We start from the raw sequence: 25,767 nt of genomic DNA on the forward strand, positions 1-25,767 counted from the left end.
CACCGCCCGACGTGCTGCTGCCGCACCCGGCAGTGGCGTCGGCCGCGCAGTTGTCCGGGTCGTCCGGCATGCTGCCCTCGGGCGAAACCGGTTCGGTCGTGTCGGTGGCCGACGGACCGCTACAGTAGCTCGCGATCACCGACGGATCGCCACAGACGTAGCCGCCCATGCCGCCGAAGTCAGCGGCCGCGGCCTTGAGCGGGCACATCGGATCGGCAGGGTACGCGCCGGAAGCGGCGTAGCGGCTGGGGCACTCGACCGCCTGCGCGTGCGGCGTGACAAACCACGACAGCAGCACGAAGAAGAACAGCACGAACGGGCGCAGGAGGACCCGACGCGCCGTGAGGGCATCGATAGTGTGCATAAGGATCTGGGAGAGGCGGGGAAGGAACCCGAAGGAATCAGGCGCCGCGAACCTGACGCGCGCTGGTCTGAGTCGGGATTGGCGACAATGCCGGACTACCGGCCTCCGCAGCAGGCGGAGAACCCGTGCCGCTCACCGGCACCGCAGAAGCCACCCCACCCTGCCGCCGGATTGCCGTGATGTTGCCCGCAGCGTCGTAGTCGTAGTACGCGGTGGCGCCAGACACGGTGACCGACGTCAACCGGCCCAAGGCGTCGTAGCCGTAGGTGATGTCGTCGGCATGACAGAGAAAAGGCAGCAGCGCCGTGCCAGCAACCAGTGCCGTGGCAACCACGCCTCGGACGGTTGCCACGGACGTCTTGGGATGACACTCAATAGGAATACTCACCGCATCTCCTCGCGATCGTTACGTTCTGGAAACTGATCGCAAAACAGTACGGCACCGACCCCTATTAAAGAATCAGCCAGTTCAGTTTGATTTGTAGGAATACACCGCGCCTAATTCGGAGCGCCCACTCCTGCAATGAGCTAATAACGCAAAAGCCCTCAGCCCTTCACCACGCGCTTCAGAATCCGCGCGACACCGTCCACATAGGTTGCCGTCCCAAACCGGCTCAGCGCTGCCTGATACCCATTCCTGACCAGCTTCTCGCGCAGTTCGTCGTTCGAGCGCAACTCAGCCAACGTATCGGCGAGACCATGTGCATCGCCGGGCGTGCAGAGCACACCGTTCTCATAGTCATCGATGATCTCCAGCACGCCGCCCGCGCGTGCCGCCACCACCGGCCGCCGCGCCAGCATCCCCTCGACAATCACGCGGCCGAACGGCTCCGGCGTGATCGACGTGTGAACAACCGCATCGACCGCGCACATGCAAGCGGGGATATCGTGCTGGAAGCCGAGAAAATGCACCCGGTCGGCCAGATCATGCGCGGCGACAAACGCATGCAGTTCGATCTCGTACGCGTCCTCGCCGAACAGCGGTGCCCCCACCAGCACCGCATGCATCTGCGGATTGAGGACCATGGCTTCGAGCAGTACATGCTGCCCTTTCCAGCGCGCGAGGCGGCTGAACGAGCCGACCAGAAAGCCGTCCTGCGGCAAGCCCAGGCGTCTGCGCAGCGTCGCCTGCGGCACCGTGCTCAATGCGTCGAACGGCGCCGCGGAAATCCCGTTGAACACCACGTCGACCCGTTTTTTGTCGAAATGCGTGAGTTCCGTAAAGGCCCGAGCGGAGGCTGCCGAATTGGCGATCACGTGCGTGAGGCCAAACCGCGCGCACCACTTGATGATCGCCAGTTGCTTGCGGCCGAAGTGTTCCGGACTGACGATATCGCGCAGATGCCACACCACCGGCCGCCGTGCGAGCTTGCCAGCAAGCGCGCCGATCACCATCGCGCGCTGCGTATTGGCATAGATCACCTCGGCGTCGCGCGCGCGTTTCGCGGTGGCGCGCACGAGCGACATCAAACCCTTGAGCGCCTGCCCCTTCGGCAGCGATCCACCCTGCTTGCGAACGTGGCGCAGCGCACCCGCGTCCAGCACGTTGACGCTCGCGCCGGCCTTCGCGAGAGCCGTATGGAACGGGCCGTCGTCGAACAGTACGACTTCCATACGGCTACGCAATGCCTTGACTATCTCCAGCAAGGACAACTCGGCACCGCCGAGGACACCGCTCTGATCGACTGCCAGAATATGCGGCGCGCCGGCAGCGGCATCGGCTTTGTAGGGAACGTACGGCGGCAGCGTTGCCGAGCGCAGTGCGGGCACCGCATCCCGCACGTGGTTGAAGAAGCGTTCGCGGAAATGGGCGGCGGAGAACTGCTCCGCGTTCGCGCGGCAGTCCAGCGGCGAAAACCGCTTCACGTGGTCGTCAAAACGTGCGACCGCCGCAATGATCGAATCGACGCTCTGTTCATCGAAGAACATGCCCGTGGGCCGCGCTTCGGACAGATCGCGCACGGTTTCGAGCGCCCCGCCCTTGCCGTATGCAATCACCGGCGTACCGCAAGCCTGTGCCTCGACCACCGAGATGCCGAAGTCCTCTTCGGCTGCAAACACAAAGGCCTTGGCGCGGCTCATATGGTCCTTCAGCACCTTGAACGGCTGATAGCCCATGATCTCGACATTGGGACCCGCCTTCGCGCGGATCTTCTGCATGTCGGGGCCGTCGCCGATCACCACCAGCTTGCGCTCCGGCATCCGCGCGAATGCTTCGACAATCAGGTCGATCTTCTTGTACGGCACCATGCGCGAGGCCGTCAGATAGAAATCGTCCTTATCCGTGCACAGCGAAAAAGCCTCGACATCGACAGGCGGAAAGATCACCTTTGAATCGCGCTGATAGACCTTCCTGATACGACGCGCGATGAACTCCGAGTTCGCCACGAAGCCATCCACCGAATTCGACGTGCGGATATCCCAGTTACGGATGTAGTGCAGAATCAGGCGCGCGAGTGCCGACTTCGGTCCGCCGGTCAGCTTCGACTGCTGCAAATACTGGTGCTGCAAATCCCACGCATAGCGGATCGGCGAATGCACGTAGCTGATATGCACCTGGTCGGGACCGGTGAGAATCCCTTTCGCTACCGCGTGGCTGCTCGAGATCACCACGTCGTAAGCCGATACGTCGAGCTGCTCGATCGCAAGCGGCATCAGCGGCAGATAGGCGCGGTACTTGGTCCGCGCGCGCGGCAGTTTCTGGATGAACGAGGTCGTCACCGATTTGCCGCGCAGGAAGCTGCGATCGTCGAGAAAATCGACGAGGCTGAACAGGTCCGCATCCGGAAAGCACGCGACGATCTGCTCGAGCACCTTCTCCGCGCCCGCATAGGTAACGAGCCAGTCGTGCACGATCGCGACACGCACCGTCTTGTCGCTGCGTAACGCCGTGTGGCGCGGCGGCGTCTGAACGCCGGGAACGGTGGTGAGTTCGGCCAGTGCGCTGCGCGTCGTGGGTCGCAGCACGGCTTCTTCAAGGACTTCGTGGTTCATGCGCTTTTCCTCGGATTCAGTCGCAACAGCAGTGAACGCGCAAGATCGCGCAAAGCGGGTGTCATCGTGATGGACCAGGCGACGTTCGCGCCGACCATCAATACGCCGGCGACGATCGCCAAAGCGAGACTTGGCAGGAAGCTGGCAAGCCACAGGCTGGCCAGCAGAAAAGCGAGGTGGGCAAGCATGTCGAGCGCGATCTGGCGCGCGCGAATCGCCGACAGGCGCAGCAGCACGACGTAGTCGAACAGAGCGCGGCCAGCCACGGCCATCGCCGCGCCGGTCAAACCGAAGTGGGTGATGCCGAGCCATAAAGCCCCTGCAAACAAGGGCAATTCGAACAGGCCGACCCGCGCGGCGGTGGCCGGATTGACCTGCGACTGGATCAGAATCCGCGTTACGTTCGCCTGCCCGACGAGCCACACGGCGACGATCATGATGCGGCCCACCGGCGCGGCCACGGTGGCGATCTCATTGCCGACCCACAGATGCAGGAAAGGCTCGAGCACGAGCATCGCGACCAGCGCGACAGGCGTGAACACCCCATTGAGGAATTCGAGCGACTGCTGCGTGATGGTGTCGGCATCCGCTCGAGCCACGGCGGACAGGCGCGGAAACAAGGTGCGCACCAGTGCGGTCGGCACGATATTCAAACGCGTCACGAGGTTTTGCGGCACCGTGTAATACGTAACGAAGCGCGCGCCGAGACTCGTGCCGAGCATCACGCGGTCGAGCGATTCCGCGATCATGTTGGTGACGCTCGCAATCAGCATCCAGCCGCCGAAGTTGAAGAGCCCCTTGGCCACGCCGAGTTGCGGCGCCAGAATGCTGCGAATCTCCAGCACCTTCAGCGCGGAACGGCCCAGCAGAATCGCCGCGAGAATGCGCGCGAATACGGCGGCGGCGAGCACGTTCTGCAGCGTCGCGCCCAGCCACAGCGCGGCGCCGAGCGGCAGCAACTGGAACAGGAAAGTGCCGATGGTCTGATTGGTGTTGTAGACACCGAAGCGTTCCGCGCCGTTGATCGCACCGGCGAACACCCACGACACATTGGCAATCGGAATCGCCACCGCGAGCCACGGCAGCGCCATATAAACCTCGTGCTGCAATTCCGGCGACACCTTGGTGAAGTACGCGGTGTACAGAAACGCGCCGAAATAGATGATCAGACCGCCGATCACGCCGGTCGCGAGATTGAGCCACGTCGCGCTCCAGAACACGCGCGCGCTCTCGCCCTTGTCCCCCGAGGCACGCGCCTTCGAGATGTGATTCTGCGCGGCCATGCTCATGCCGAGATCGAGAATCCCGAAGTAGCCGATCAAGGTCCACACGAGACTGATCACGCCGTAGCGCTCGACGCCGAGCAGCTTGATATACGACGGCACGGTCACGAGCGAGACGAAAGTCGGCAGTACCAGACCGAAAAAATTGATCGCTACGTTCTTGAGAATGCCTTTGTCCATCGGATGCCTTGGGTTAATTCAGTTGCCTGATGATTGATTCGGAAGCCTTCGCGCCGCGAGCGGCGCGTGACTCGCAGCAGGTCACCTCGCTTCAAGGCTTCCAGCGATACATCATCACTTTCCCGCGTGCGTCTTCCTCGACGAACACGAGGTACTCACCGTTGCTGCGTTTCGCGGCGCTGATGCCGTTGGGCACGTCGACCCAGCCCGACGCGCTGCCGACTTCCGGGCCCGGACGGATGACACCGATTTCCTTGCCGCTGTCCTTGTCCCACACGTGCACCGCGCCGACCGGCTCGACGCCGAAGATGTATTGCCCCTCGACCGTGAGGCCGATGATCGTGGCGATGGGTTTGGTCTGCGTGGTCCAAGGCAGCGTGATCGAATAGCGCTGCACCGGATTGCCGCTCGACCATTTGTCGTAGCGCACCAGCACGCGCCCCACCTCTTTCCAGAAGCCGCGATCGAACGGCGTATCGGGCGTATAACCGCTCAGGTACATCGTGTCGGTGTCGGGGTCGTAAATCGCCCGATGCAGTTCGGTGAACGGCTGCGGCACCGGGTAATGCGTGAGATTCGAATACGAGTAAACAGGGTTGCCCTGCGCATCGAGGCCGCCGAAACGGAAGCGGTAAATACCCCGGTTATCGCGAGCGCGCCAGATATCCCCCGCGCTATCGACCCACCAGCCCCAGCCGCCCGCGAGCTTCGTGCCGCTCGTGTTGAGGGTGAATTCGTCGGTGTTGAACCTGCCGTCGCCGTTCACATCGCGCCAGATCCAGTCGCCGCCCGGCGGGGCATTCGGCACCTTGGCAACGGCTCGGTCACGCCCGGCAATGAAGCCCGAAGGAATCGCCACTTCGCCATCGCGCTGCGGATCGAAGCGATAGATTTTCAGGTGATCCGCGTACATGTCGGTCAGGTACAGAAACGTGTGACCCTTGAGCTTGCGGGCGATCGGCAGGCCGGGATACTGGTCGGTGTGAAAGACCGGGTCGTCGGGATACTTGAAGCGGTTCGACAGAAACCCCACGTATTTCCAGTCCTGACCGGCAGGCTTCGAGAGATCGAGTTCGAAGCGCTTGTTGCCGGTATAGACGCTATCCGGACGTGACGCATCGATCCATGCGCCGTCGACGAATAACAAGCCCTGCACCTGCCAGTTCTGCTTGCCGTCCGGCGCGTAGCTTTCGAGCGTGGCGCCGAGGCCCGCGCCGATCGGCGCGTAACGCGGACCGATGCCGTTGGTCGACACATAAACATTGCCGCGCGCATCCACGCCCACGCCCGTCAACCCGTTGAAGCGCTGCGGTCCTGGGCGGCCCGCTACACCGCTGAAAATGCCACCGCGCTCGCCCAGCGAACCCGACTCCGCGTAGCGGCCATTGCTCTTGCTGAAGAACAGCACCTGCTGACGCGGACCGTTGTCGGCAATGAGAATGCGGCCTTGCGCATCGACGGCGATATCGACCGCGACCGTATCGGCGGGCAACGTGAAGGTTTCGTCAAGGCGCTTGCCTGAGGCCATGTAATGCTCCACATGTGGCGCGCGGTCGTTGCGCGTGCCGCTCAACACCCACAGCGTGCCGTCGGGGGCAAGCGCCATGCGGCCCGGTTCGTGCACGCTCCAGTTTGCCTTCTGCTGCATCGATTCCGCGTCATACACCTCGATACGGTCGCGTGCGGTGTTCGCCGCGTACAGCGTGGTGTCGTTCGCTGCCAGACCGCCAATTTCCGCGCTCGTGCCCGTCGGCACTTCGTTCATCATCAAGAACCCGGCGGCCAGTTGCGCATGTGGGTCTGCGTTGTTCGCGGCCGGCTGGAACGGCGCGGCGCGCTTCGGATCGGCGATCTGCCGACGCGAAATGCCGAACCATTGCTTGCCCTTCTCCGGCCATACGCCTTGCTCGACCAGATGCCCCTTCTCATTGCCGACCGCGATGGCCACGAACGCGTACTTGCGATTCACCGCGATCGCGTTGCCGCCGCCATTGCCCCAACCGTGCGTGCCACCCGCAAAACCGAGCATCTTGCCGTTCTGATAGATGCTCGCTTCAGCGCCGCTTTCGTCCCATGGTGCGTTCGTATAGACCTTGCCGTCGGGGGTGACCGCAATCGCGGTGATGTTGATCTGGGTCCACGTGCCGTCGCCAAAACCGAAGGTGTTGCCGATCCAGGAATTTTTCGCGTTCAACACGGTTTCAGCGGATGCCGTGAAGCTGACCGACGCGGCCGTCATGCCGGCCGCATAGGCCAATACAGCAATCCAGGTTTTGAACGTGAAACGGGCCAAAAGTAATTCCTCCAATCCGGGCCGTGCCGCGATCGGGCACCGAGCCCGCGCAGATGCGAAATGCCAAGAAGTGACAGCAGAGACCGCTAGAAGCGACGTACGAGCGACGTGAGAACGTGAGACGGATCACACGGCTCACATTACGCGGAAAAAACGCCGCAACGAAAATCGAAAATAATTCAAAAATATTCGCCGCTTTAAGCGTCGCGAAAGAAAATTATTTAAAAATCGATTAAACGAAAATACTCGCGGGCGCTTGCGCCCGGCTCTGCCTTCGCGACCATCCTTACCGATGCGGCGGGATTTCCCCTGCACTTCTTACGCTTTACGACAGCCATAAGACACAAGCACGGAAATCAATTTCAAATGGCTAACGAAACACCCTGTTTCAATCTGATTCATTTATCCATTTCATTCCCGTTTTTTCATCAATTTCTTTTCCCTAAAATCGATTGCACTACCGATGCGACGCGCAGCGAGCGCGATCCTTCACCCGGCTCATCCGCTTCACTCCATGGACGGTTCATGACTGCTAGCGCACTGCCCTTAGCGCCTTCTCACTCACGCCGCATCGTGCAACTCGACGGGTTGCGCGCGATTGCCGTACTGGCCGTGTTCGCCCAGCACGCGCTGAAAGCGCCGCTGTGGATGGGCGTCGATCTGTTTTTCGTGTTGAGCGGCTTTCTGATTACCGGCATCCTGCTCGAACGCAAGGCGCGTCAACAGTCGTATTTCGGCTACTTCTATGCGCGCCGGGCGCGGCGCATCCTGCCGCCTTATCTGCTGCTGATGGTGGTGTCGTCGATTCTGTTCGGCTTCGGCTGGGCGCAGCACTGGCAGTGGTACGCGTTCTTCGCGACCAATATCGGCGATGCGCTCAACCAGAGCGGCCACGACAGCCTGAATGTGCTGTGGTCGCTGGCCGTCGAAGAGCAGTTCTATATTTTCTGGCCGTTTGTGATTCTGCTGCTGCCCGAGCGTGTGCTCGGCTATGTGGCGGCCGCTTTGATCGTGCTGGTTCCGGTGCTGCGCGCGGTTGCCACGCCCTGGTTCGATTCGTTCTGGCCGATCTATTACCTGACGCCGTTCCGCATGGACCTGCTGGCGGCCGGCGCGCTGCTCGCGGTTGCGGTACGGCGCAATCGCGACGCCCTCGAACCGTTCAAGGGCCTGGCCGTGCTCGGCTTTTTCGCCGCGCTGGCTGTGCTCGCATGGCTGCATCTGCATTACCCGCGTTTTCGCGCGGCCAACACGCCGCTGTCGAATGCCGGGCTCTACAGCGTCTCGCTAGTGCTGTGCACTTCCGTCGTGGTCATCGCCCTGCAAAGCAAGGGCATCGTCAAGCGGCTGCTGTGCAACCCCGTGCTGGTCTATATCGGCACCATCAGCTACACGATCTATCTGATTCACCTGAGCGTGCTGTACACGCTTTGGCCGCTGCATCTGAACCGTTACGTGACCGCGGCGCTAGCGCTTGCGATCACCCTCGCCTACGCCAGCATCACATGGTTCGCGTTCGAGAAGCGGTTGATTTTCGGTGCGGCCGGCAGAGGTGCGGCCGGCAGAGGCACGGCCGCCAAAGGTGCGGCCGGCGAAGACCATGCGAGCGCCGGCAGCATGACGGGAGGCGCGTCGCAAGCGCCGCAAAGCCGCGCATGAGACGCCGTGCGTGGCTCGCCGCGAGCGTGTCGGGCGTTGCGTGGGTGGTCGCTTCAATGGCTGCGCTGAATGCGCACGCCGGCGGTCCGGCAAACCAGGTGCTGGTGGAAGCCTACGGCGATTCGACCACGCTCGGCATTACGTGCAGCAACGGCCGTTGCGGCCCGCAGGCGCAGAACGCCGTGTCGTATCTGCAGGACGACTTGCAGGCGAAGCACGGCGACCGGGTGCGCGTCACGAACTACGGGGTGGGCGGCACCACGGCCACCCAGTTGCGCGACGGCACCGGCAACCGTCGGGCCGGTCCGGGCGCGGGCTTGCCATGGCAGGAACGGCTTGCCGCGTCATCCGCGCAGATCGTGCTGATCAACTACGGCATCAACGAAGTGATGCAGAACCAGACGCCCGAGCAGTTCTATGCGGCCGAAACGACGCTCGTGAAAAGCGCCCGTGCGCTCGGCAAGGAGCCGGTTCTGCAGACCTCGAACCCGATGCCCGACAACCGCCTCAACGCGCGGCTCGCCGCAATGGTTGCGATGACGCGTCGCGTGGCCGCCGAACAGCAGGTGCCGCTCGTCGATCAATTCGCCTACATCAGCAGTCTGCCGGACTGGAAAACGCTGATGTCCGACGGCGCGCATCCGAAGCCGGACTTGTACCGGCTCAAGGCTGAACAGGATTTTCAGGTCGTCGATCCGCTGGTGCGGCGACTGCTGGGCGGCACGCTCTGAAGCTCTTTTTTCCAGTGCGCTTCTTTTTTCTTTTACCAATATCGAAGGCAAGCTATGAGCCAACCACGCAAAGCGATCATCACCGGCGTATCCGGACAGGACGGCGCCTATCTGACCAAACTGCTGCTCGACAAGGGCTACCACGTGACCGGCACCTACCGGCGCACGAGTTCGGTCAACTTCTGGCGCATTCGTGAGCTCGGCGTGCTCGATCATCCGAATCTGCGTCTGGTCGAACACGATCTGACCGATCTCGGCTCCACGCTGCGCCTGCTCGAAGGCGCGCAGGCCGACGAGTTGTACAACCTCGCGGCGCAGAGCTTCGTGGGCGTCTCGTTCGACCAGCCCGTGACGACCGCCGAAGTGACCGGCATCGGCGCGCTGAATCTGCTCGAAGGTATCCGTATCCTGAATCCGAAGACGCGTTTTTATCAGGCCTCCACTTCGGAAATGTTCGGTCTCGTGCAAGCGGTGCCGCAGCGCGAGGACACGCCCTTCTACCCGCGCAGCCCGTACGGCGTGGCCAAGCTGTTCGCGCACTGGTCGACCATCAATTATCGCGAGTCGTACAACCTGTTCGCCAGCAGCGGGATTCTGTTCAATCACGAATCGCCGCTGCGTGGCCGCGAATTCGTGACCCGCAAGATCACCGACACGGTCGCGAAGATCAAGCTCGGCAAGCAGGACACGCTGGAACTCGGCAATCTGAGCGCCAAGCGCGACTGGGGCTTCGCGCTCGAATACGTGGAAGGCATGTGGCGCATGCTGCAAGCCGATGAACCCGACACCTTCGTGCTCGCCACCGGCCGCACCGAGACGGTACGGGACTTCGTGCGCATGGCGTTCGCCGCCGCGGGCTATCAGCTCGAATGGTCGGGTAAGGAAGAGCGCGAAACCGGCATCGACGTCGCCACGGGTAAGACGCTGGTGCGCGTGAATCCGAAGTTCTACCGCCCGGCGGAAGTGGATCTGCTGATCGGCTGCGCGGACAAGGCGCGCGAGAAGCTCGGCTGGAAGCCGGAAACCACGCTCGAACAGCTATGCCACATGATGGTTCACGCGGACCTCGGCCGCAACGAGCATCACGAGACGTTCTGACCTGGTGTGATTGAGGATGGAGGATGGTCGCCGGCGGCCTCCTCCGCGCCGGCGTGTTCGTCTTCATCGAGATCTCCTGACGTAGTCAAGCCTGATTGCAATGATTCAGGTCAATGCTATCGATACCTGGTAGTGCAAAAATAGTTGCTCCAGAGGCGTGCCATGTCTTTCCTCAAGACCTGGCACCTTCACCACTGCCAGATGGAGTGACAGATGTTCCCCGAATACCGCGACCTGATCTCCCGCCTCAAGACTGAAGACGCCCATTTTTCCCGCCTGTTCGAACGCCACAATGAGTTGGATCATCGCATTCACAACATGGCAACGAACGTCACGCCTGCCGACAGCGCCACCATCGAAGCCTTGAAGAAGGAAAAACTTCTGTTGAAAGATCAACTGTATGAGGTCTTGAGGAAAGCGGCCGAAGCTGCCTGAGCAAGCTCGCGCTCCACGCCTGAATCCAATCTTTCACAAGGAATCCCCAATCTTGGCATCCCAGCAGGACAAAACTCGCCCACGCGCCCCAGCGCCCCGACTCGTCAGTCGCGGCGACGTCGCCGTCGACATTCATGCCGCTGCTCGCGGCGACGCGCGAGGCGACTCGCATGGCGAGGCCGCTAGCGAAACCCCCGCCCACGCCAATCAAGCCGCGCGTAGTGTTGAACGCAGAGAGACCCGCCGTTCGGTGGAAACCGCAAATGCCTTTATCGTCAACGGCATGGAAAGCGTTCTTGCGGGGCAAACCGGATCCGGGCGCGAACCCGGCGGTGCAATGAGCGCCATCAAGACGCTGCTGGACGGCCTCTCCCCCGATGAAGCCCAGGCGCTGCGCATGCATTTGCTCGAAGGCAATCCCGCCACCTGGCATGCCGGCGCCGTCCGTCATCCCGACGACGAGCTCTCCCCGGCGCTGCGTGAAGGCGGCTATCCGTACCGCAACCTGATGTCCCGCCGCGCGTACGAGAAGCAGAAATATCGCTTGCAAGTCGAGTTGCTCAAGTTGCAGGCGTGGGTTCGGGAAACCGGCCAGCGCGTCGTGATCCTGTTCGAAGGGCGCGACGCGGCGGGCAAAGGCGGCACGATCAAACGCTTCATGGAACATCTGAATCCACGCGGCGCCCGGGTTGTCGCGCTGGAAAAGCCGAGCGAATCGGAGCGCGGCCAATGGTACTTCCAGCGCTACGTCCAGCATCTGCCCACCGCGGGCGAGATCGTGCTGTTCGACCGTTCCTGGTACAACCGTGCCGGCGTCGAACGGGTAATGGGTTTCTGTTCACCGCACGAATATGGCGAGTTCATGCAACAGGCACCCGAATTCGAGCGGCATCTTGCACGCAGCGGAACGCATATCGTCAAATTCTGGTTCTCGGTGAGCCGTGAGGAACAACGCCGCCGTTTCAGGGAGCGGGAGGTGCATCCGCTCAAGCAATGGAAGCTGAGTCCGGTCGACCTCGCCTCGCTCGACAAATGGGACGAATACACGCAAGCCAAAGAAGCCATGTTCGCGCAGACCGATACGGCCGACGCGCCGTGGACCGTCGTCCGCTCCGATTGCAAGAAGCGCGCGCGGCTCAATGCAATGCGCTACGTGCTGCATAAGCTGCCATATGCGAATCGCGACATCGAGGCGCTCGGCCCGGTGGACCCACTGATCGTCGGGCGGGCGATGTAACGCTCACCAGCGCAGCGGCCGCCTCGATGGCGGCCGGACCTTCCCTCAATGCACCCCGCCCGCCGCAATTGCCTCGCTGTACACCGAGGCCACACGCTTCGCGATCACCGAGTTGTCGAAGTTCTCGCGTGCATAGCGACGGCAGGCGTCGGCGTCCGGCAGCTTCAGTGAACCATTCAACGCGCCCGCCAGACCTGCCGCAATCGCTTTCGCGCCGGTCTCCGGCAAGACCAGGTTCGGCGACAAACCCGCCACCGCTTCCGGCAAGCCGCCTACCGGCGTTACCAGCACCGGCGTGCCGGAAGCCAGCGATTCGACGGTAATCAGCCCAAAGCCCTCCAGCGCCACGGTCGGCACCACGCTGATATTCGCCGCACGGTACAAGGCCGCCAGATGCTGATCGGGCACGAAGCCCAGCAGCTTCACGTTGTTCTCGAGGCCCGCCTCGGTAATACGCGCCTGCAATTCACCTTCAAGCCGCCCCTTGCCTGCGATCAGCAGCAGCACATCGGGTTCCGAGCGCTTGAGCAGCTTCACCGCATCGATCAGGTCTTCGAGGCCCATGCGGCGCACCAGACGCCGCACGGCCAGCACGATCGGCCGGTCTTGCGGCAATTGCAGCTTCAGGCGCGCCTCGGCCGGCGTGAGCGGCAGATTGAACTGTTCGACGTCCACGCAACCCGGCACCACACGGACGCGCTCCGGCGCGATGCGATAGCGCGAAGTCAGAATCTTGCCGAATGCCTCCGACAGCACGATCAACCGCGACGAGCGCACATACACCGATTGTTCCAGATAGCGCTTGGCGCGCTGGCCGAGCGAATCGGCACCCTCCACATGGCTCTCGTCGGCCCATGGTCCCTGGAAATGCGAGACCTGCGGAATGCCGCGCGTCACGTCCAGGCCCGGGAACGTGTACAGCGCGAAGTGCGACGAGATCACGTCGGGACGCGAGACGCTGATTTCATGGCGCAGCGCGCGGCGTGCCGCCATCAGCCGCAGCGGCAGCGACTGCGCGGCGGACCCGAAACCGTTGATCGCGCCACCGGTATCCGCGGCGACTTTGGGCGAGCCCGCCACCACGCCGCGCACGGCGACGCCCGCGCCCGGCAACGCGCCGACCAGCGAGTAATACATGCGGTCAAGCCCGCCCGCGCGTTCGGGGAACCAGTGCATGCCGATCTGCAGCGATTTGATTGAACCCGTCGTCATGTTTATTGCCCCTGTGCGTTCTGAGAATTGTGATGAATGCTCTGCCCGGCGAGCGTATTCAGCGTCAGCGCGTCGTTCGCGGCCACCGCCGCGGCCTCCGTTTCGCGGCGCTTGCGGTCCTTCTGTTGCTCCGCCAATTGCCGGTACAGCGCGATGTATTGCGCGGCCATCCTCGCCCAGCCGAAACCGGTTGCCAGTTCATTGGCAGCGGCACCCATCGCCCTGCGGGTAGCGTCGTTTTCAGCGAGGCGCGCGACGGCGCCCGCCAACGCGTTGGGATCGTCCGGATCGTCGAGCACGATGCCGCATTCCGGCGTGATGATTTCGGCGCCGCCCGCCGTGCGCGCCGTGACCACCGGCAAGCCCGCGGCCATCGCCTCGAGCAGCGACAGGCTCATCGCCTCATAGCGCGACGGGAATACGAACGCGTCGACCGAATGCATCAGCACGGGCATCTCCTTGACCAGTCCAAGAAAATGCACGCGATGCGCAATGCCGAGCGCCTTCGCCTCCTCGGGATATGGACTGCCCGGCAGAAATCCGGCCACCGCGATCTGTACGTGCTCAGGCAGATGCTTGAGCGCCTGCAATACGGTGCCGAGGTTTTTGCGCGGCGTGCGCAAATCGCCCACGAATAGCAGCAGGAATGCGTCGGCGGGCAAGCCAAATTTCGCGCGGTCGCCGGTTGCGGTGGCAAAGCCTTGCGTATCGACGCCGTTGTATATCACGTCGACCCGGTTATCCGGCGTCAACCCGATCGCGCGAATTTCATCGGCAACCTTCTGCGACACGGCGGTGATCACTTTCGAGCGCCGGTAAGCCCAACGTTCGAGCCACGCGTTGCAGCGCGTATAAACCGACTGATACGCGGACCACACGCCTTTCGTGAGCCCGAACGGGTAGTACTTGCTGCCGAACCAGCCGCTATGCACGAAGTGCGAGGTGTTGACGTCGGCGGGCATCCACGTGATGAAGCCGTTCACGTGCAGCACGTCGTATTCGCGGCGATGCGCGCGCAGCCACATCGCGCTCTTGAACGCGAACACCTGCTGGCGCAGCAGATTGGTGGGCCACCAGCGGCCGATTTTGATCGGTGCCCAGCGTACGTTCGGATGCGCGAGCAGATCCGGCGCGACGTGCGATGACACCAGGGTGACCGCGATGTTCTCATCGAGGGCGGCGCGCGCAATCTCGTGGTTGACGCGTCCCTGGCCGTCGTTATGGCGCACGACGTGCGTGACAATGGCGACTCTCAATCAGTGCCTCCGTGGAGAAATAGCGTGCGTCTGCGGTTCATCTTCTCGTAGTGCACCGCAGAAAGGATCGAAAAAACACTCATGAAGAGCAGCAGGCCGCCGGTGCCGACCAGCGAATTGGTGAACACCAGCATCGCGAAGGTCGCGAGACTGAGGCTCAGGCAGGCCGAGACGAATTTGTCGTGGCGCAGCTTGAACGAGGCGAGCACCGCGCGCATCACCAGCCAGACGATGCCGGACATGTAAAGCAAGGTACCAGGCCAGCCGAGCACGAATGGGATATTCATCACGCCGCTGTCGAAATTGCCGTACTGGCCGAGCTGGCCGCCGTCGTTGGAGAGCTTGGTCGAGGTGCCGGTCGCGCCCATGCCCTCGCCCGACACATCGGTGAAGGCGGTCTTCGCGAAGTTCGCGTAGAACTCGTTACGGGCGGCGTAGCTCTGGTCGTCGCTCAGATTGACGATGGTGCTCAGGCGCGCCTGCATGCGCTCGGCAACCGGGCCGACCGCCAGCAAGGGCACGCACAAGCCGGCCAGCAGCACCGCGCTCGCGACAATCCGCACGCGCACCTTGTTGTTCGACTTGACGAGTTGAATCAGCAGCGCGATCACCCAGCCGCCCCACGTCGAACGCACCAGACTCAACGCAAACGAGAAGAAACCGAGCGCCGCCGCGATCCAGCGCACCCGGTGCGTGGCCGCCATCACGAAGACCATCGCACCCATCATCGCGAACGCGAACGGTCCCGACGAGTTCATCGTGCTGAACACCCGCACGCCCATCGGCACGGCATCGCCTTGCGAGTTCATCTGCGAGCCGAGCATCCAAAGTGCATCCCACTGCGGCATGATGAAAAACTGGATCAGGCCGTAGCCGCCCATCACCAGCATGCCCCAGATAAAGGTATTGACGATGGTGTCGCGGTACGTCGGGTACTGACGCGTGTGCGCCATGATGTGAAAGCCGATCAGGATCGGATAGAGCCAGTTCGCGAGGTCATAGGTAGCGGCGAGCGGCCCGCTCGACATCACGCCGATCATGAACGCGTAGGCAAGCCCCATCAGGATCAGCAGCACCGGCAGGCCGCGCCGTTGCGACAGCAGCTTGTAGTAGCGGAGCAAGGAGAACGCACTGATCATCGTCACCGCGAGCGGCGCGACCTGGATCAGGCTGGTCGGTGTGAACGAGCCTTTGGACCAGTCGGCGAGACGCCGCACTTCCGGACTCAGGAACCACAGCCACCACATGAAGCCGATGTAGCGCGCCGGACTCTTGAAGTAGAGCCACAGGCCCGTCAGGATCGCGAGCACCGGAAAGCCGTAGGTGAGCGCCGTGCCTTGATGCGCGCCGATCAGCATCGCCGTGATCAGCCACAGCAAGGCCTCCGGCAGCCACTCCTTGCGAGCGCCGGACAGTGCCCGTGCGACGCTGTCGTCACCGGCTCGCGTAATTGTCGACATCGTTCAGAGGCCTCCGCGTGATTCGGGCGAAGGGCGCGGCGTCTGCCTCTCGCTGCCTGCCTCGACGCGTCCGCGCGACACCGCACGCGCCCGCAGCATTTCCTGCGTGACTTTCACGTGCTGCATCGCATAGCTCTGCGTGGTCAGATCGCGCGAGCGCAAGCCGGCGGCGGCCGCCTGCGCCTGACGCAGTGCCTCCGTCGGCGCAGTGGCGAGCCGGTCCACCGCCTCACGCAACGCCGGCGGGTTGAACGGCGGGATATAGGCGGCCTCGCCCGCCGGAAAATAATCCTGCAATGCGCCGACGTTGGTGACCACCATCGGCTTGCCGACCGCCGCCGCTTCCAGCATCACCGTAATGCCCGAAGCGTGCGAATTCGGCCGCAGCGGCACGACGATCAGGTCGGCCCAGTCGTAGAGTTCATGCTGTTTCCTGATGCCCGAGAACAGCGCGATTTCGACGTTCGGCGCACGCATTGAAGCGGGAATCCGTCGCCGTGTGGCGAGCTTCACCGTATAGCGCGCATCGTTGCCGAAGGCTTTGATGAGCGTATCCCAATCGCGGTCGCGATCGTTGCCGATCGCGGCGATGCGGATCGGCGTGTTGGGCGTCCATTCAGTGGGCATCCTGACGGGAAAATCCTGCGTATTCAGGCCGTAAAAAAGCGTTTTCGCGTCGCGCTCGAAGTAGCGCTGACACAGCTCGGCGTTTTCGCTGGCGAGCGTGGTCAACTGATCGGCGCGGTTGATCAGCTTGCGATACAGCCAGCTGCGCAGAATCCCATAGGAAGGCCACTTATCGAGCAGCCACACGCTTTGCGCCAACAGCAGCGGCGAGGCCTCCGCGCCCGCCTTGCGGCCGCTCAGCAGCAGCATCAGCGCGGCGGACAGCCATTCCTGCTCGGTATGCGTCCAGATCACGTCTGAGCGCAGCATCTCGGCGCGGTTGCGCCACGTATGAATGAAATCGAAGCCGAGCGCGGCCTTTAGCGCACGGCGCAGCAAACGCACCGGCTTGCTCTCGCGCGCGTCCTGCGAATAGGTCAGTGCGAATGCGTCGGACTCGGCGTGGTGATAGCCATACAGACAACCGATGTTGTCGCCCGGCCGGTAAAAGCGCGGGTCGGCGCCGTAAAACAGGTGAACGTGAACTTTCGTACTCATGCAGACACTCCGCTCTGCCGGTGGAAAGGAGCATCGGCAGGCGCGAACAGGCCGCGCCGGGACCGATGCACGAACGTGCAGGACGTTGGGAGGATGCGTGTCATTCCGGTCATGCGTGTCATGCGTGGCTCACGCGGTCCGCGACAGCGCGCGGCGCGCCTCATGCGCGCCGGTACGCACCGCGCGCCAGCGCGACAGCCGCAGGCTCGCCTGTTTCGAAACCAGCGCGAGCGCGGCATGCGTGAGGCCCGGATAGACGCGCGTGCCGACCAGCGTCCACCACCACCACGCGGTTTCGCGGCGCAGCGGCGGCAACTGGTCGCGCAGGATCAGGTGGAAATTGAAGGCGGCATTGCGTAATGCCGCCATGGTTTGCGCGTCGCGCCGGTCGTCGTCGAAACGTTCGGCGGGGAAATGGTCGACGGCCACGCGTGGGTCGTACATCAGCTTCCAGCCGGCATTCTTCACGCTCAGACTGAAGGCCATGTCGTTATGAACCTGGGCGCCCGCGCCGCGCAGGCGCTGATCGAAACGGATCGTGCGCACCGCCTCGCGCCGGTAGCTCATGTTGGCGCCCTTCAGAATGTCGACTTCGCGTGCGCCGCCCACGCCCAGGTGATGGTTGCCGATAATCTTGCCGTGCGCCGTGACCTTTCCGACCAGTGGCCGCTCGCCGTCCAGCACGCGGCCCTTTTCATGCACCCAGTCGCGACCGCCGAGCGCCCCCAGGCGAGCGTCGCTCTCAAAGGCCGCGGCAATCCGTTCGACCCAGTCTGCGTGCGGCGCGGCGTCGTCGTCGGTAATCGCGATCACGTCGCCGTTGGCGGCATCCAGTCCACGGTTGAGGGCCGCGACCTGGCCGGGCACCTCGACCAGCGCGACGGATAGCGGCAGCTTGCCCGGCACGGCGGGATCGCGCAGGCAGGCGTGGGTCGCTTCGTCGTCGGCGCGCGCGACCACCACCACTTCGTCCGGCGCGCGCGATTGCCGTTGCAGCGCCGCGAGGCAGCGCGCCAGATCGGCCGGGCGGCGGTATGTCGGAACCAGAACCGTCACTTTCATGGTGATGTCCTCTTGTATCGTGTTGGCGCGGGAATCGGCACAGCGGCCTTAAGCGCTCAGGTATTCCTGCACTGCTGCATAGCCACGCCCATAACCGCCGCGCGAGCGTGCCGGCATGCCGTTGAAGATGCCGCCCTGCACGTGCACACCGGCCGCGCGCAGCCGCTTGAGCGACTCCGAAATCTCGCTTTCGTTATGAACGCCCGAGCGCATCACAAAGAAAGTCGAGCCGGCATACGCGCCGATGATCGATGCATCGGTCACGGCCAGCACCGGCGGCGTATCGATCAGGATCACGTCGTAGCGCTTGGCGAGGCCGTCCAGGTATTGCGGAAGGCGCGGCGACATCAGCAATTCCGACGGATTCGGCGGACGGCGGCCACACGAGATGAAGCTCAAGCCTTCGACGTTCGAGGCGCGGATCGCTTCCTCGAGCGAGATCTGTCCGCTCAGCAGTTCCGACAAACCGTTGTCCTGCGCCCCGCCCACGTAACGCTCGAGCACACCGCGGCGCATATCGCCGTCGATCATCAGCACGCGCTTGCCCGAGCTCGCCAGCAGCACCGCCAGGTTGACCGTCAGGAAGCTCTTGCCGACACCGGCCATGGGACCGGTCAGCATGACGATGCGGTTTTTGGCATCCATCACCGTGAACTGCATGGCGGTGCGCAAACTGCGCAGGCTTTCGATCGTGACGTCCTTCGGCCGCGCATTCGCCAGCACCGAGCGCAGACGTTCGCCGCCACGCTGGAAGGCCGTTTCGAGCAATGCCTGTTCGGCGCTCAAGGGCACGAGGCCGTATACCGGAAGATGGAAAGTGCGTTCGATATGGTCAGGGTCGTCGATCCCCTTGAACATATTGCGGCGCAGGAACACGAAACCGGTGCCGCAGATCAGTCCGAGAATCACCGCCGCGGACAGGATCAGCATCTTCTTCGGTTTGACCGGCGCACCCGGGCGCATCGCTTCGTCGACGATATGCACGTTGCCGCCGGTACCGGCTTTCTGCACCGACAGCTCCTGCACGCGATTGAGCAGCAGCACGTAGATGTCTTCCGCCACCTTCGCATCCCGTTGCAACTGCACGGCCTTCACTTCGGTCGAAGGCAGATCGCGGAAACGGTCAGCGTATTTGGTACGCTGCGCTTCGAGCTCGGCCATCTGCTGGCGCGCGGCCACGAGCAGCGGATGGTCGTCCCCATAGCGCTGGCTCAGTTGCGCCATCTGCAGGCGCAAACCGGCGATCTGCTGCTCGTACTGCACGCTGCCTTCGAGGTAGACCTTCGCCTCGTCGCTTGCATTGATCGAGCCCGATTGACGCTGATACGCGGTCAGCGCGGCTTCGGCGCGTTCGAGATCCGCCTTCAGGCGCGGCTCTTCGCTCTTCAGGAAGTCGAGCATCTTGCTCGCGTCGACCTGCTTGTTCGACACATGCTGACGGACGTACGAATGCGCAAGCGCGTTGGCCACCAGCGCCGCATGTTCGGGGCTCTTGTCTTCCAGCGAGATCTGGATCACGCCGGTCTGTTTGCCCTGTTCCTGCACGGAGATCGCCGACTGGAACGCGGTGATCGCATCGAGGTCGTTAAAGCGCGTCACGACGAATTCTTCACCAGGACGGGCCACCAGTTTGCTGACCAGGATCGTCACGCCGCCACCCTGCTCCTGACGGCCGACCTGGCCGCGCAGCAGCAGCGAACCGTTCTGTGCGTACAGTTCGTAGTGCTGGTCGTCCTGCACTTTCATTGTCAGCTTCGCGCCTTCCAGCGCGGGCACCACGTCGATCGAATCGACCTCGGCCTCCTCGCCGCCCCACGCATAGGAAGACAGGCCCAGCCACGGCCGCGCCGGCTGCCCCGGCGTTGCCAGCCGCGCGGCGATGCTGCCGAGCAGCGGAATCGTCTTCGGCGCGACGCTGAAGTTAAGCTTCAGCTGCTGAACCACCGGGCCGACCACGCCGCGGCTCTTGATGATTTCTATCTCGGCGTCGGTCGGCAACGAGGTCGAGCCGGTGGTGATCGCCGCGCCCGTCTGCGTTTGCGTGAGCGCCTGCGAGGTGTTGTCGGCCTGCTCGACCCGCACGTGCGCATCAGCCGAGTAAATCGGCTTGGCGAGGAAACAGTACGCGGCGGCCAGTGCGACGATCGCCGCCGCGATCGCGATCAGCCACCAGATGTCGTCCAGGATCACCTGCACCAGTTGCCCGAGGACCACGTCCTCTTCTTCGGTCTTGATCGGACCGGCCATATGTGGAGAGATTTGATTGCTCACAATTCGATCCCGTTTCGGTTGCTTCGGCGTGGGCTTCAGCGGGTGCTTCTGGCATGTGCTTCGGCGTTTGCTTTAGCGTTTGCTTCGGCGTTTGCTCCGGTCCCGCGCCCTGGACGAGCGGCGCGGGCCTGTCGACGGTTCAGAGGCTTACTTCGTCAACTGCTTCAGGTAGAACAGCGTCTGGATGGTCGGCAGAACTTGCTGCAACACACGGTTGAACGTGGTCGAAGCGGCGGTGCCCACATACACGACGTCCATCGGTTGCAACTGGAACTGGGCCGACAGCATGATCGCGTCAGGCTGCGTCATATCGAGGCGGTACACGTCCGGCGTGGTCGGATGCTCGCGCATGCCGCGCATCACGAAGATCTGGCGCGGGTTGGCGTCCGTATCGAGAATGCCGCCCGCCTGGGTCAGCGCGTCGGCGATCGTCAGGCGGCCCTTGAGCATCGGCACCTGGATCGGCGTCTTCACCTCGCCCATCACGAAGATGCGGCTGTCGCTGCGATCCGGCACGTTGATCACGTCGCCGTTCTGCAGCATCACGTTCTGCGAGGTATCGCCCTGATCCAGCATGCGATTCGCGTCGAGCACGTACAGCTTGTTGTCGCGCGTGAGACGCACACGCTGAATGTCGGCGTCGCTGTTCGTGCCGCCCGAGCGCGTAATCGCGTCGACCAGCGTGATCGGCACGTCGCTGATGGCGAGCGGACCCGGCGTCTTCACGTCGCCGGTGACCTGCACTTTCTGGCCGCGGTATGACAGCACGCGCACGTCGACCTGCGGATTGCGGATGTAGCGCACGAGGCCGGCGCTCAACTGATCGCGCAACTCGCCCACGGTTTTGCCCGCGGCCTTGATCCGGCCGACGAACGGGAAAAAGATCGTGCCGTCGGCGGCAACGGTCTGTCCGTACGGATCGGCCTGGCCCGGCAGCGCGGCCGTGTACGGCTGCTGCAAGGCGCCGCCGACGCTTTGCGTGGTGTTGCCGCCCGCGGACAGCGTGCTGCCCTGCGGGGTAGTCAATTCAGGGTGATCCCATACGGTGATACCGAGAATGTCCTGTGGTGCAAGCCGGTACACATACTGCGACGGATCGGCGAACCGCGAGACCGGCAGCGCCTGCTGCGCGGCGGCGGCTTGCGCCTGCGCTTGCGCGGCGACGAGCGGGCCGTCGATCAGATGGACCGGATAGGTCTCCTGGGGTTGATTCTGGTGCTGGCCGTCATCTTTCAGACGGGACGTGTCGAGGTAGTTGCCAGGTGCGGTAACGCAGGCCGACAGAAAGGACGTCAGCAAAAGCGAGGCGGCGAACCTCGGCTTGAAATTCGCGAATGTGTGTGCGGTGAGTTTTGTCATCAGCATATTTTTTTCAGCCATCCCATGACCAGATGTTCGATGAGCACGAGACTCTCCCTATAGTTGGCTTCCACATGGCCGTGCGGATCGGCGACGTCGGAGTCGTCTTCCCATTTGCCGAGTGGATAGACCTTGCCGCGCGAGGCCGGATCGAGCGCTTCGACCGCGCTCACCTGCGCGCGCTCGGTGACGAGCACGAGATCGGCGTCGCGCACGAGCTTGCGCTCGAGGCGCCGCGAGTAGTGCGTACTGGCGGCGACACCCCGCTCCGCGAGCAGGCGCTGCATCACCGGGTCCATGCCGTGGCCGTTCACGGCACGCAGGCCCGCCGAATGAAACGCGATCGGCGCTGAGGACGACCGCGACGCCGCGCGTTGCCGCGACTTGAACAGCATTTCGGCCGTGGGCGAACGGCACACGTTGGCGTGGCAGACGATCAGAACGTTGGCGAACATAGCGGGCTCCTTGACGAGGCGCAGCGGCCTCGCGATCTCAGCTTATTGACCGGCTTCGACCGGGTCGGCCGCGTGAACCGCGGCGCTCGAAGCCGCCAAACCGTTCGTGCCGGCTCGCGCAGGCGCATTGCGCAGCGCGTGCTGGCGGCCAATCGCGTGATACTCGATGCCGAGTTCGAGCAACGTGTCCGGCTCATACAGATTGCGTCCGTCGAAAATCAGCGGCGTGTTGAGACTCTCGCGGAGCGAATGAAAATCCGGACTCTTGAAGACTTTCCACTCGGTGAGGATCACGAGGGCATCGGCGCCCTCGGCCGCTTCCATCTCCTCGTTCACGAACGACAGGCGCGCGTGCTGTTGCGGCACGTCTTTCAGATCGAGTGCGAACACGCGCTTCGATTCGTCGATCGCGACCGGGTCGTAGGCCTTCACGCGTGCGCCGCGGCGCAGCAGTTCGGCGATCAGAGGACGGCTCGGGGCTTCGCGCATGTCGTCGGTGTTCGGCTTGAATGCGAGCCCCCACACGCCGAAGGTGCGATCCGACAGGTCCTCGCCCAGGCGCTCGACAATCTTGTGCGCGAGGATCTTTTTCTGCGTGTCGTTGACGGCTTCCACCGCCTCGAGAATGCGCAGGTTGGCCTTGTGATCGGCGGCCGTGCGGATTAGCGCCTGCACGTCTTTCGGGAAGCACGAACCGCCGTAGCCGCAACCGGCATACAGGAAGTCGTAGCCGATCCGCGGATCGGAACCGATACCGCGGCGCACCGCTTCGATATCGGCACCGACACGGTCGGCCAGATTCGCGAGCTCGTTCATGTACGAGATGCGGGTGGCGAGCATCGCGTTGGCCGCGTACTTGGTGAACTCCGCCGAACGCACGTCCATGTACAGCGTGCGCTCGCGATTGCGGTTGAACGGCGCGTACAGGCGCTTCATCAGTTCGCGCGCTTTTTCGCCCGGCACGTCTTCGTCGCAGCCGAGCACGATGCGATCGGGCCGCGTGAAGTCTTCCACCGCCGCACCTTCTTTCAGGAACTCCGGATTCGACACCACGGAGAACATGTGGCCGGCGTTACGCGCGGCCAGTTCCCCGGCGATCACCTCGCGCACGCGCGAAGCCGTGCCGACCGGCACCGTCGATTTGTCGACGATCACCTTGAAACCCGTCATATGGCGGCCGATGTTGCGCGCGGCGGCAAGCACATATTGCAGATCGGCGGAGCCGTCTTCGTCGGAGGGCGTGCCCACCGCGATGAACTGGATGTCGCCGTGCGCGACCGCGGCTTCGATGTCGGTCGAAAACCTCAGGCGGCCGGCTTTGCGATTGCGCGCGATGATTTCCTGCAGACCCGGTTCATGGATCGGCACGCCGCCGTTATTGAGCACGTCGATCTTGCGCTGATCGACGTCGAGACAGAACACGTCGTGGCCGATGTCAGCCAGACAGGCGCCCGTCACGAGGCCTACGTAGCCACTACCGATGATCGTCAGGTTCATGTGTTGCACCTCGGAAAAGGGAGTTGATTCAGGAGGGCCGTTGCGCGATGCATCGCGCGGATGGGGCCCGATAAGCGGTCGAACGGTTAATCCGGCGGTCAGTAAGCGTTGCTGCCCACAAAGCCCTTCCACAACGTCAGCACGACGATCTTGATGTCGAGCCAGAAGGTCCAGTGCTGCATGTAGTACAGATCGAGCTTGACGCGGCCCATCATCTTTTCGATGCGATCGGTTTCGCCGCGATAGCCGTTGATCTGCGCCCATCCGGTGATGCCCGGCTTGATCCGGTAACGGTGCATATAGCCCTTCACCAGATCCTTGTAGATGTCGTCGTGTTCGAGCGCGTGCGGGCGCGGGCCGACCACCGACATCTCGCCGCGCAGCACGTTGATGAATTGCGGCAGTTCGTCGAGGCTGGTGCGCCGCAGGAACGCGCCGACCGCCGTGATGCGCGGATCGCGCCGCGTGGCCTGAGTGATCTTGCCGGCCTCTTCGTGATGCACCCTCATCGAGCGAAACTTGTAGATCTCGAACTGGTGGCCGTCGATGCCCTTGCGCTTCTGGCGGAAGAACACCGGGCCTGGCGAGCTCAGCTTCACCATCACCGCGATCACCAGCATCACCGGCGCCAGTGCGGTCAATGCCGCCAGCGCGAACAGACGATCGAAAATGCGTTTGGGCAGCACCCGCAGATCGGTAATCGGCGAGGCGGCCAGATTGATCGCGGGCACGCCGAGCAGATCGACCATCGGCTGATTGAAGAGCGTCAGGCTGCGCACGTCCGGAATGAAGCGGATGTTCACGAAGTCGTTCTTCAGGTCCATCACGAAGCGGTGGATCGCCTTCTCCTTCGAGATCGGCAGCGCGAGCCACAACTCGCGAATCGCGCGTTGACGCAGCAGTTGCAGCATCCGCGCGTAATCGCGCTCGACCGGCACGCCTTCGATCGAGTCGCTGGCATCGGGGTCTTCATAAGGATTGATCGTGCCGTCCTCGTCGAACACCACGACGGGACTGAAGCCCGCTTCCGGGCGGCTGCGCATCTGCGCAATCAGAAAACGTCCATACGGCGCGCCGCCGACGATCGCCACCGCCCGCTGATTGAAGCCTTCGCGGCGCAAGCCGCGCAGGATCGAATAGACGATCACCTTGGTGACGATCAGCAGCACGATCGTGGCGAGCGCCCAGTAGACGAGCCACAGCCGCGACAGGCTGTCCGAACGGTGCAGGCTGAAACTGATCAGCACGCCGGTGACTTCCACGATCAGCCAGCCGCCCGCGACGCGGCACAGCAGGTCGTAAAGCGGCTTGCCGCGCCACGACTGATAGATTCCAAGCGCCGGAAAGAACACCACCACCAGCAGACAATCGAACGCGAGCGACACGCTTTGGACGTCGTCCAGCCACACCAGTTTCCCGCTGTGCACGGCCGTCGCGATGGCGGCGCCGAACGCGACCATGGCGATGTCGATGATTCTCGATAGAACGCTCAGCATGCGCTGCCCCTCAGTTCGTCAGTCAAGTGCCGTCCGTTGGTTAGTTGAATTCGCGTCACACTCATCCGGTCCCCGGCGAGGCAACGCAACGCCGGTATCCGCGCCGGACTGATAAATGCGCGACGCGAAACTGATTGAAGCGGTGCGAATTGCCCTGCTGCTTTCCTGACTAAAAATTGCCTGCCGGCCAATTCGGAAAGCGGATGCCTGAATGAGTGAATACCCTTGTACAGGTATAGATAAAGCGATATTAAAATTCGG

General features: G+C 63.1%; 19 protein-coding genes and 1 pseudogene. 5 read left to right on the forward strand and 15 right to left on the reverse strand.

Annotated elements, in window-relative coordinates; all coding sequences use genetic code 11:
* The 5 genes and pseudogenes from AC57B6_RS14085 to AC57B6_RS14105 all read right to left on the reverse strand — a co-directional run.
* Nucleotides 1–364, reverse strand: a pseudogene (locus tag AC57B6_RS14085) (RHS repeat-associated core domain-containing protein); the annotation flags it as partial.
* 37 nt (nt 365–401) lie between these two features.
* Nucleotides 402–752, reverse strand: a complete 351-nt coding sequence (locus tag AC57B6_RS14090) for an RHS repeat domain-containing protein (protein ID WP_496421554.1) — start codon at nt 750–752, stop codon at nt 402–404.
* Between the two features lie 158 nt (nt 753–910).
* A complete protein-coding gene (locus AC57B6_RS14095) occupies nt 911–3,358 on the reverse strand; it encodes a glycosyltransferase family 4 protein (RefSeq protein ID WP_496421555.1) in 2,448 nt (815 codons plus the stop codon).
* Nucleotides 3,355–4,821, reverse strand: a complete 1,467-nt coding sequence (locus tag AC57B6_RS14100; protein WP_028196529.1) for a flippase — start codon at nt 4,819–4,821, stop codon at nt 3,355–3,357. Before AC57B6_RS14100 ends, AC57B6_RS14095 begins: the two co-directional genes overlap by 4 nt.
* A gap of 91 nt (nt 4,822–4,912) precedes the next feature.
* On the reverse strand, nt 4,913–7,114 hold the full coding sequence (locus tag AC57B6_RS14105) for an NHL repeat-containing protein (protein ID WP_496421556.1): 2,202 nt from the start codon (nt 7,112–7,114) through the stop codon (nt 4,913–4,915).
* 525 nt (nt 7,115–7,639) lie between these two features.
* Between AC57B6_RS14105 and AC57B6_RS14110 the strand changes: the two genes are divergently transcribed.
* The 5 genes from AC57B6_RS14110 to ppk2 all read left to right on the forward strand — a co-directional run bounded on the left by AC57B6_RS14110 (nt 7,640) and on the right by ppk2 (nt 12,274).
* Nucleotides 7,640–8,773, forward strand: a complete 1,134-nt coding sequence (locus AC57B6_RS14110; protein WP_496421557.1) for an acyltransferase family protein — start codon at nt 7,640–7,642, stop codon at nt 8,771–8,773.
* Entirely contained in the window at nt 8,770–9,504 is a 735-nt protein-coding gene (locus AC57B6_RS14115; protein ID WP_496421558.1) for an SGNH/GDSL hydrolase family protein, read from the forward strand. The genes AC57B6_RS14110 and AC57B6_RS14115 overlap by 4 nt, the downstream gene beginning before the upstream one ends.
* Nucleotides 9,505–9,558: 54 nt before the next feature.
* Nucleotides 9,559–10,602: a GDP-mannose 4,6-dehydratase gene (gmd, locus tag AC57B6_RS14120; RefSeq protein ID WP_028196533.1), complete on the forward strand. Its 1,044-nt coding sequence runs from the start codon at nt 9,559–9,561 to the stop codon at nt 10,600–10,602.
* 213 nt (nt 10,603–10,815) lie between these two features.
* The gene (locus AC57B6_RS14125; RefSeq protein WP_028196534.1) at nt 10,816–11,037 is read left to right on the forward strand and encodes an HP1242/YdcH family protein; all 222 of its coding nucleotides are present in this window, start codon (nt 10,816–10,818) and stop codon (nt 11,035–11,037) included.
* 250 nt (nt 11,038–11,287) lie between these two features.
* Nucleotides 11,288–12,274, forward strand: a complete 987-nt coding sequence (gene ppk2 / locus AC57B6_RS14130; RefSeq protein ID WP_244144160.1) for a polyphosphate kinase 2 — start codon at nt 11,288–11,290, stop codon at nt 12,272–12,274.
* Nucleotides 12,275–12,319: 45 nt separating this feature from the next.
* Here ppk2 and AC57B6_RS14135 read toward each other — a convergent pair whose 3' ends face one another.
* The 10 genes from AC57B6_RS14135 to AC57B6_RS14180 all read right to left on the reverse strand — a co-directional run bounded on the left by AC57B6_RS14135 (nt 12,320) and on the right by AC57B6_RS14180 (nt 25,506).
* Nucleotides 12,320–13,486: a glycosyltransferase family 4 protein gene (locus tag AC57B6_RS14135; RefSeq protein ID WP_444515856.1), complete on the reverse strand. Its 1,167-nt coding sequence runs from the start codon at nt 13,484–13,486 to the stop codon at nt 12,320–12,322.
* Between the two features lie 2 nt (nt 13,487–13,488).
* Nucleotides 13,489–14,742, reverse strand: a complete 1,254-nt coding sequence (locus tag AC57B6_RS14140) for a glycosyltransferase family 4 protein (protein WP_406867046.1) — start codon at nt 14,740–14,742, stop codon at nt 13,489–13,491.
* Nucleotides 14,739–16,202, reverse strand: a complete 1,464-nt coding sequence (locus AC57B6_RS14145) for a glucose-6-phosphate isomerase (protein ID WP_252889240.1) — start codon at nt 16,200–16,202, stop codon at nt 14,739–14,741. Before AC57B6_RS14145 ends, AC57B6_RS14140 begins: the two co-directional genes overlap by 4 nt.
* A 3-nt stretch (nt 16,203–16,205) precedes the next feature.
* Nucleotides 16,206–17,366 carry a glycosyltransferase gene (locus AC57B6_RS14150; protein WP_496421559.1) on the reverse strand — a complete coding sequence of 387 codons (1,161 nt, stop codon included), beginning with the start codon at nt 17,364–17,366 and terminating at the stop codon, nt 16,206–16,208.
* 129 nt (nt 17,367–17,495) lie between these two features.
* Nucleotides 17,496–18,428, reverse strand: coding sequence for a glycosyltransferase family 2 protein (locus AC57B6_RS14155; protein WP_030103616.1), 933 nt, complete (start codon nt 18,426–18,428; stop codon nt 17,496–17,498).
* A 48-nt stretch (nt 18,429–18,476) separates the two neighbouring features.
* A complete protein-coding gene (locus AC57B6_RS14160; protein ID WP_028196541.1) occupies nt 18,477–20,675 on the reverse strand; it encodes a polysaccharide biosynthesis tyrosine autokinase in 2,199 nt (732 codons plus the stop codon).
* A 171-nt stretch (nt 20,676–20,846) separates the two neighbouring features.
* The gene (locus AC57B6_RS14165; protein ID WP_178369723.1) at nt 20,847–22,064 is read right to left on the reverse strand and encodes a polysaccharide biosynthesis/export family protein; all 1,218 of its coding nucleotides are present in this window, start codon (nt 22,062–22,064) and stop codon (nt 20,847–20,849) included.
* A complete protein-coding gene (locus tag AC57B6_RS14170) occupies nt 22,058–22,513 on the reverse strand; it encodes an arsenate reductase/protein-tyrosine-phosphatase family protein (RefSeq protein ID WP_496421560.1) in 456 nt (151 codons plus the stop codon). The genes AC57B6_RS14165 and AC57B6_RS14170 overlap by 7 nt, the downstream gene beginning before the upstream one ends.
* 42 nt (nt 22,514–22,555) lie before the next feature.
* A complete protein-coding gene (locus tag AC57B6_RS14175; protein ID WP_030103614.1) occupies nt 22,556–24,010 on the reverse strand; it encodes a UDP-glucose dehydrogenase family protein in 1,455 nt (484 codons plus the stop codon).
* A gap of 98 nt (nt 24,011–24,108) precedes the next feature.
* On the reverse strand, nt 24,109–25,506 hold the full coding sequence (locus AC57B6_RS14180; RefSeq protein WP_474633131.1) for an undecaprenyl-phosphate glucose phosphotransferase: 1,398 nt from the start codon (nt 25,504–25,506) through the stop codon (nt 24,109–24,111).
* Between the last annotated feature and the right edge of the window lie 261 nt (nt 25,507–25,767).

It is taken from the genome of Paraburkholderia sp. BGA-UO-ETr-F12 (genome assembly GCF_059567945.1).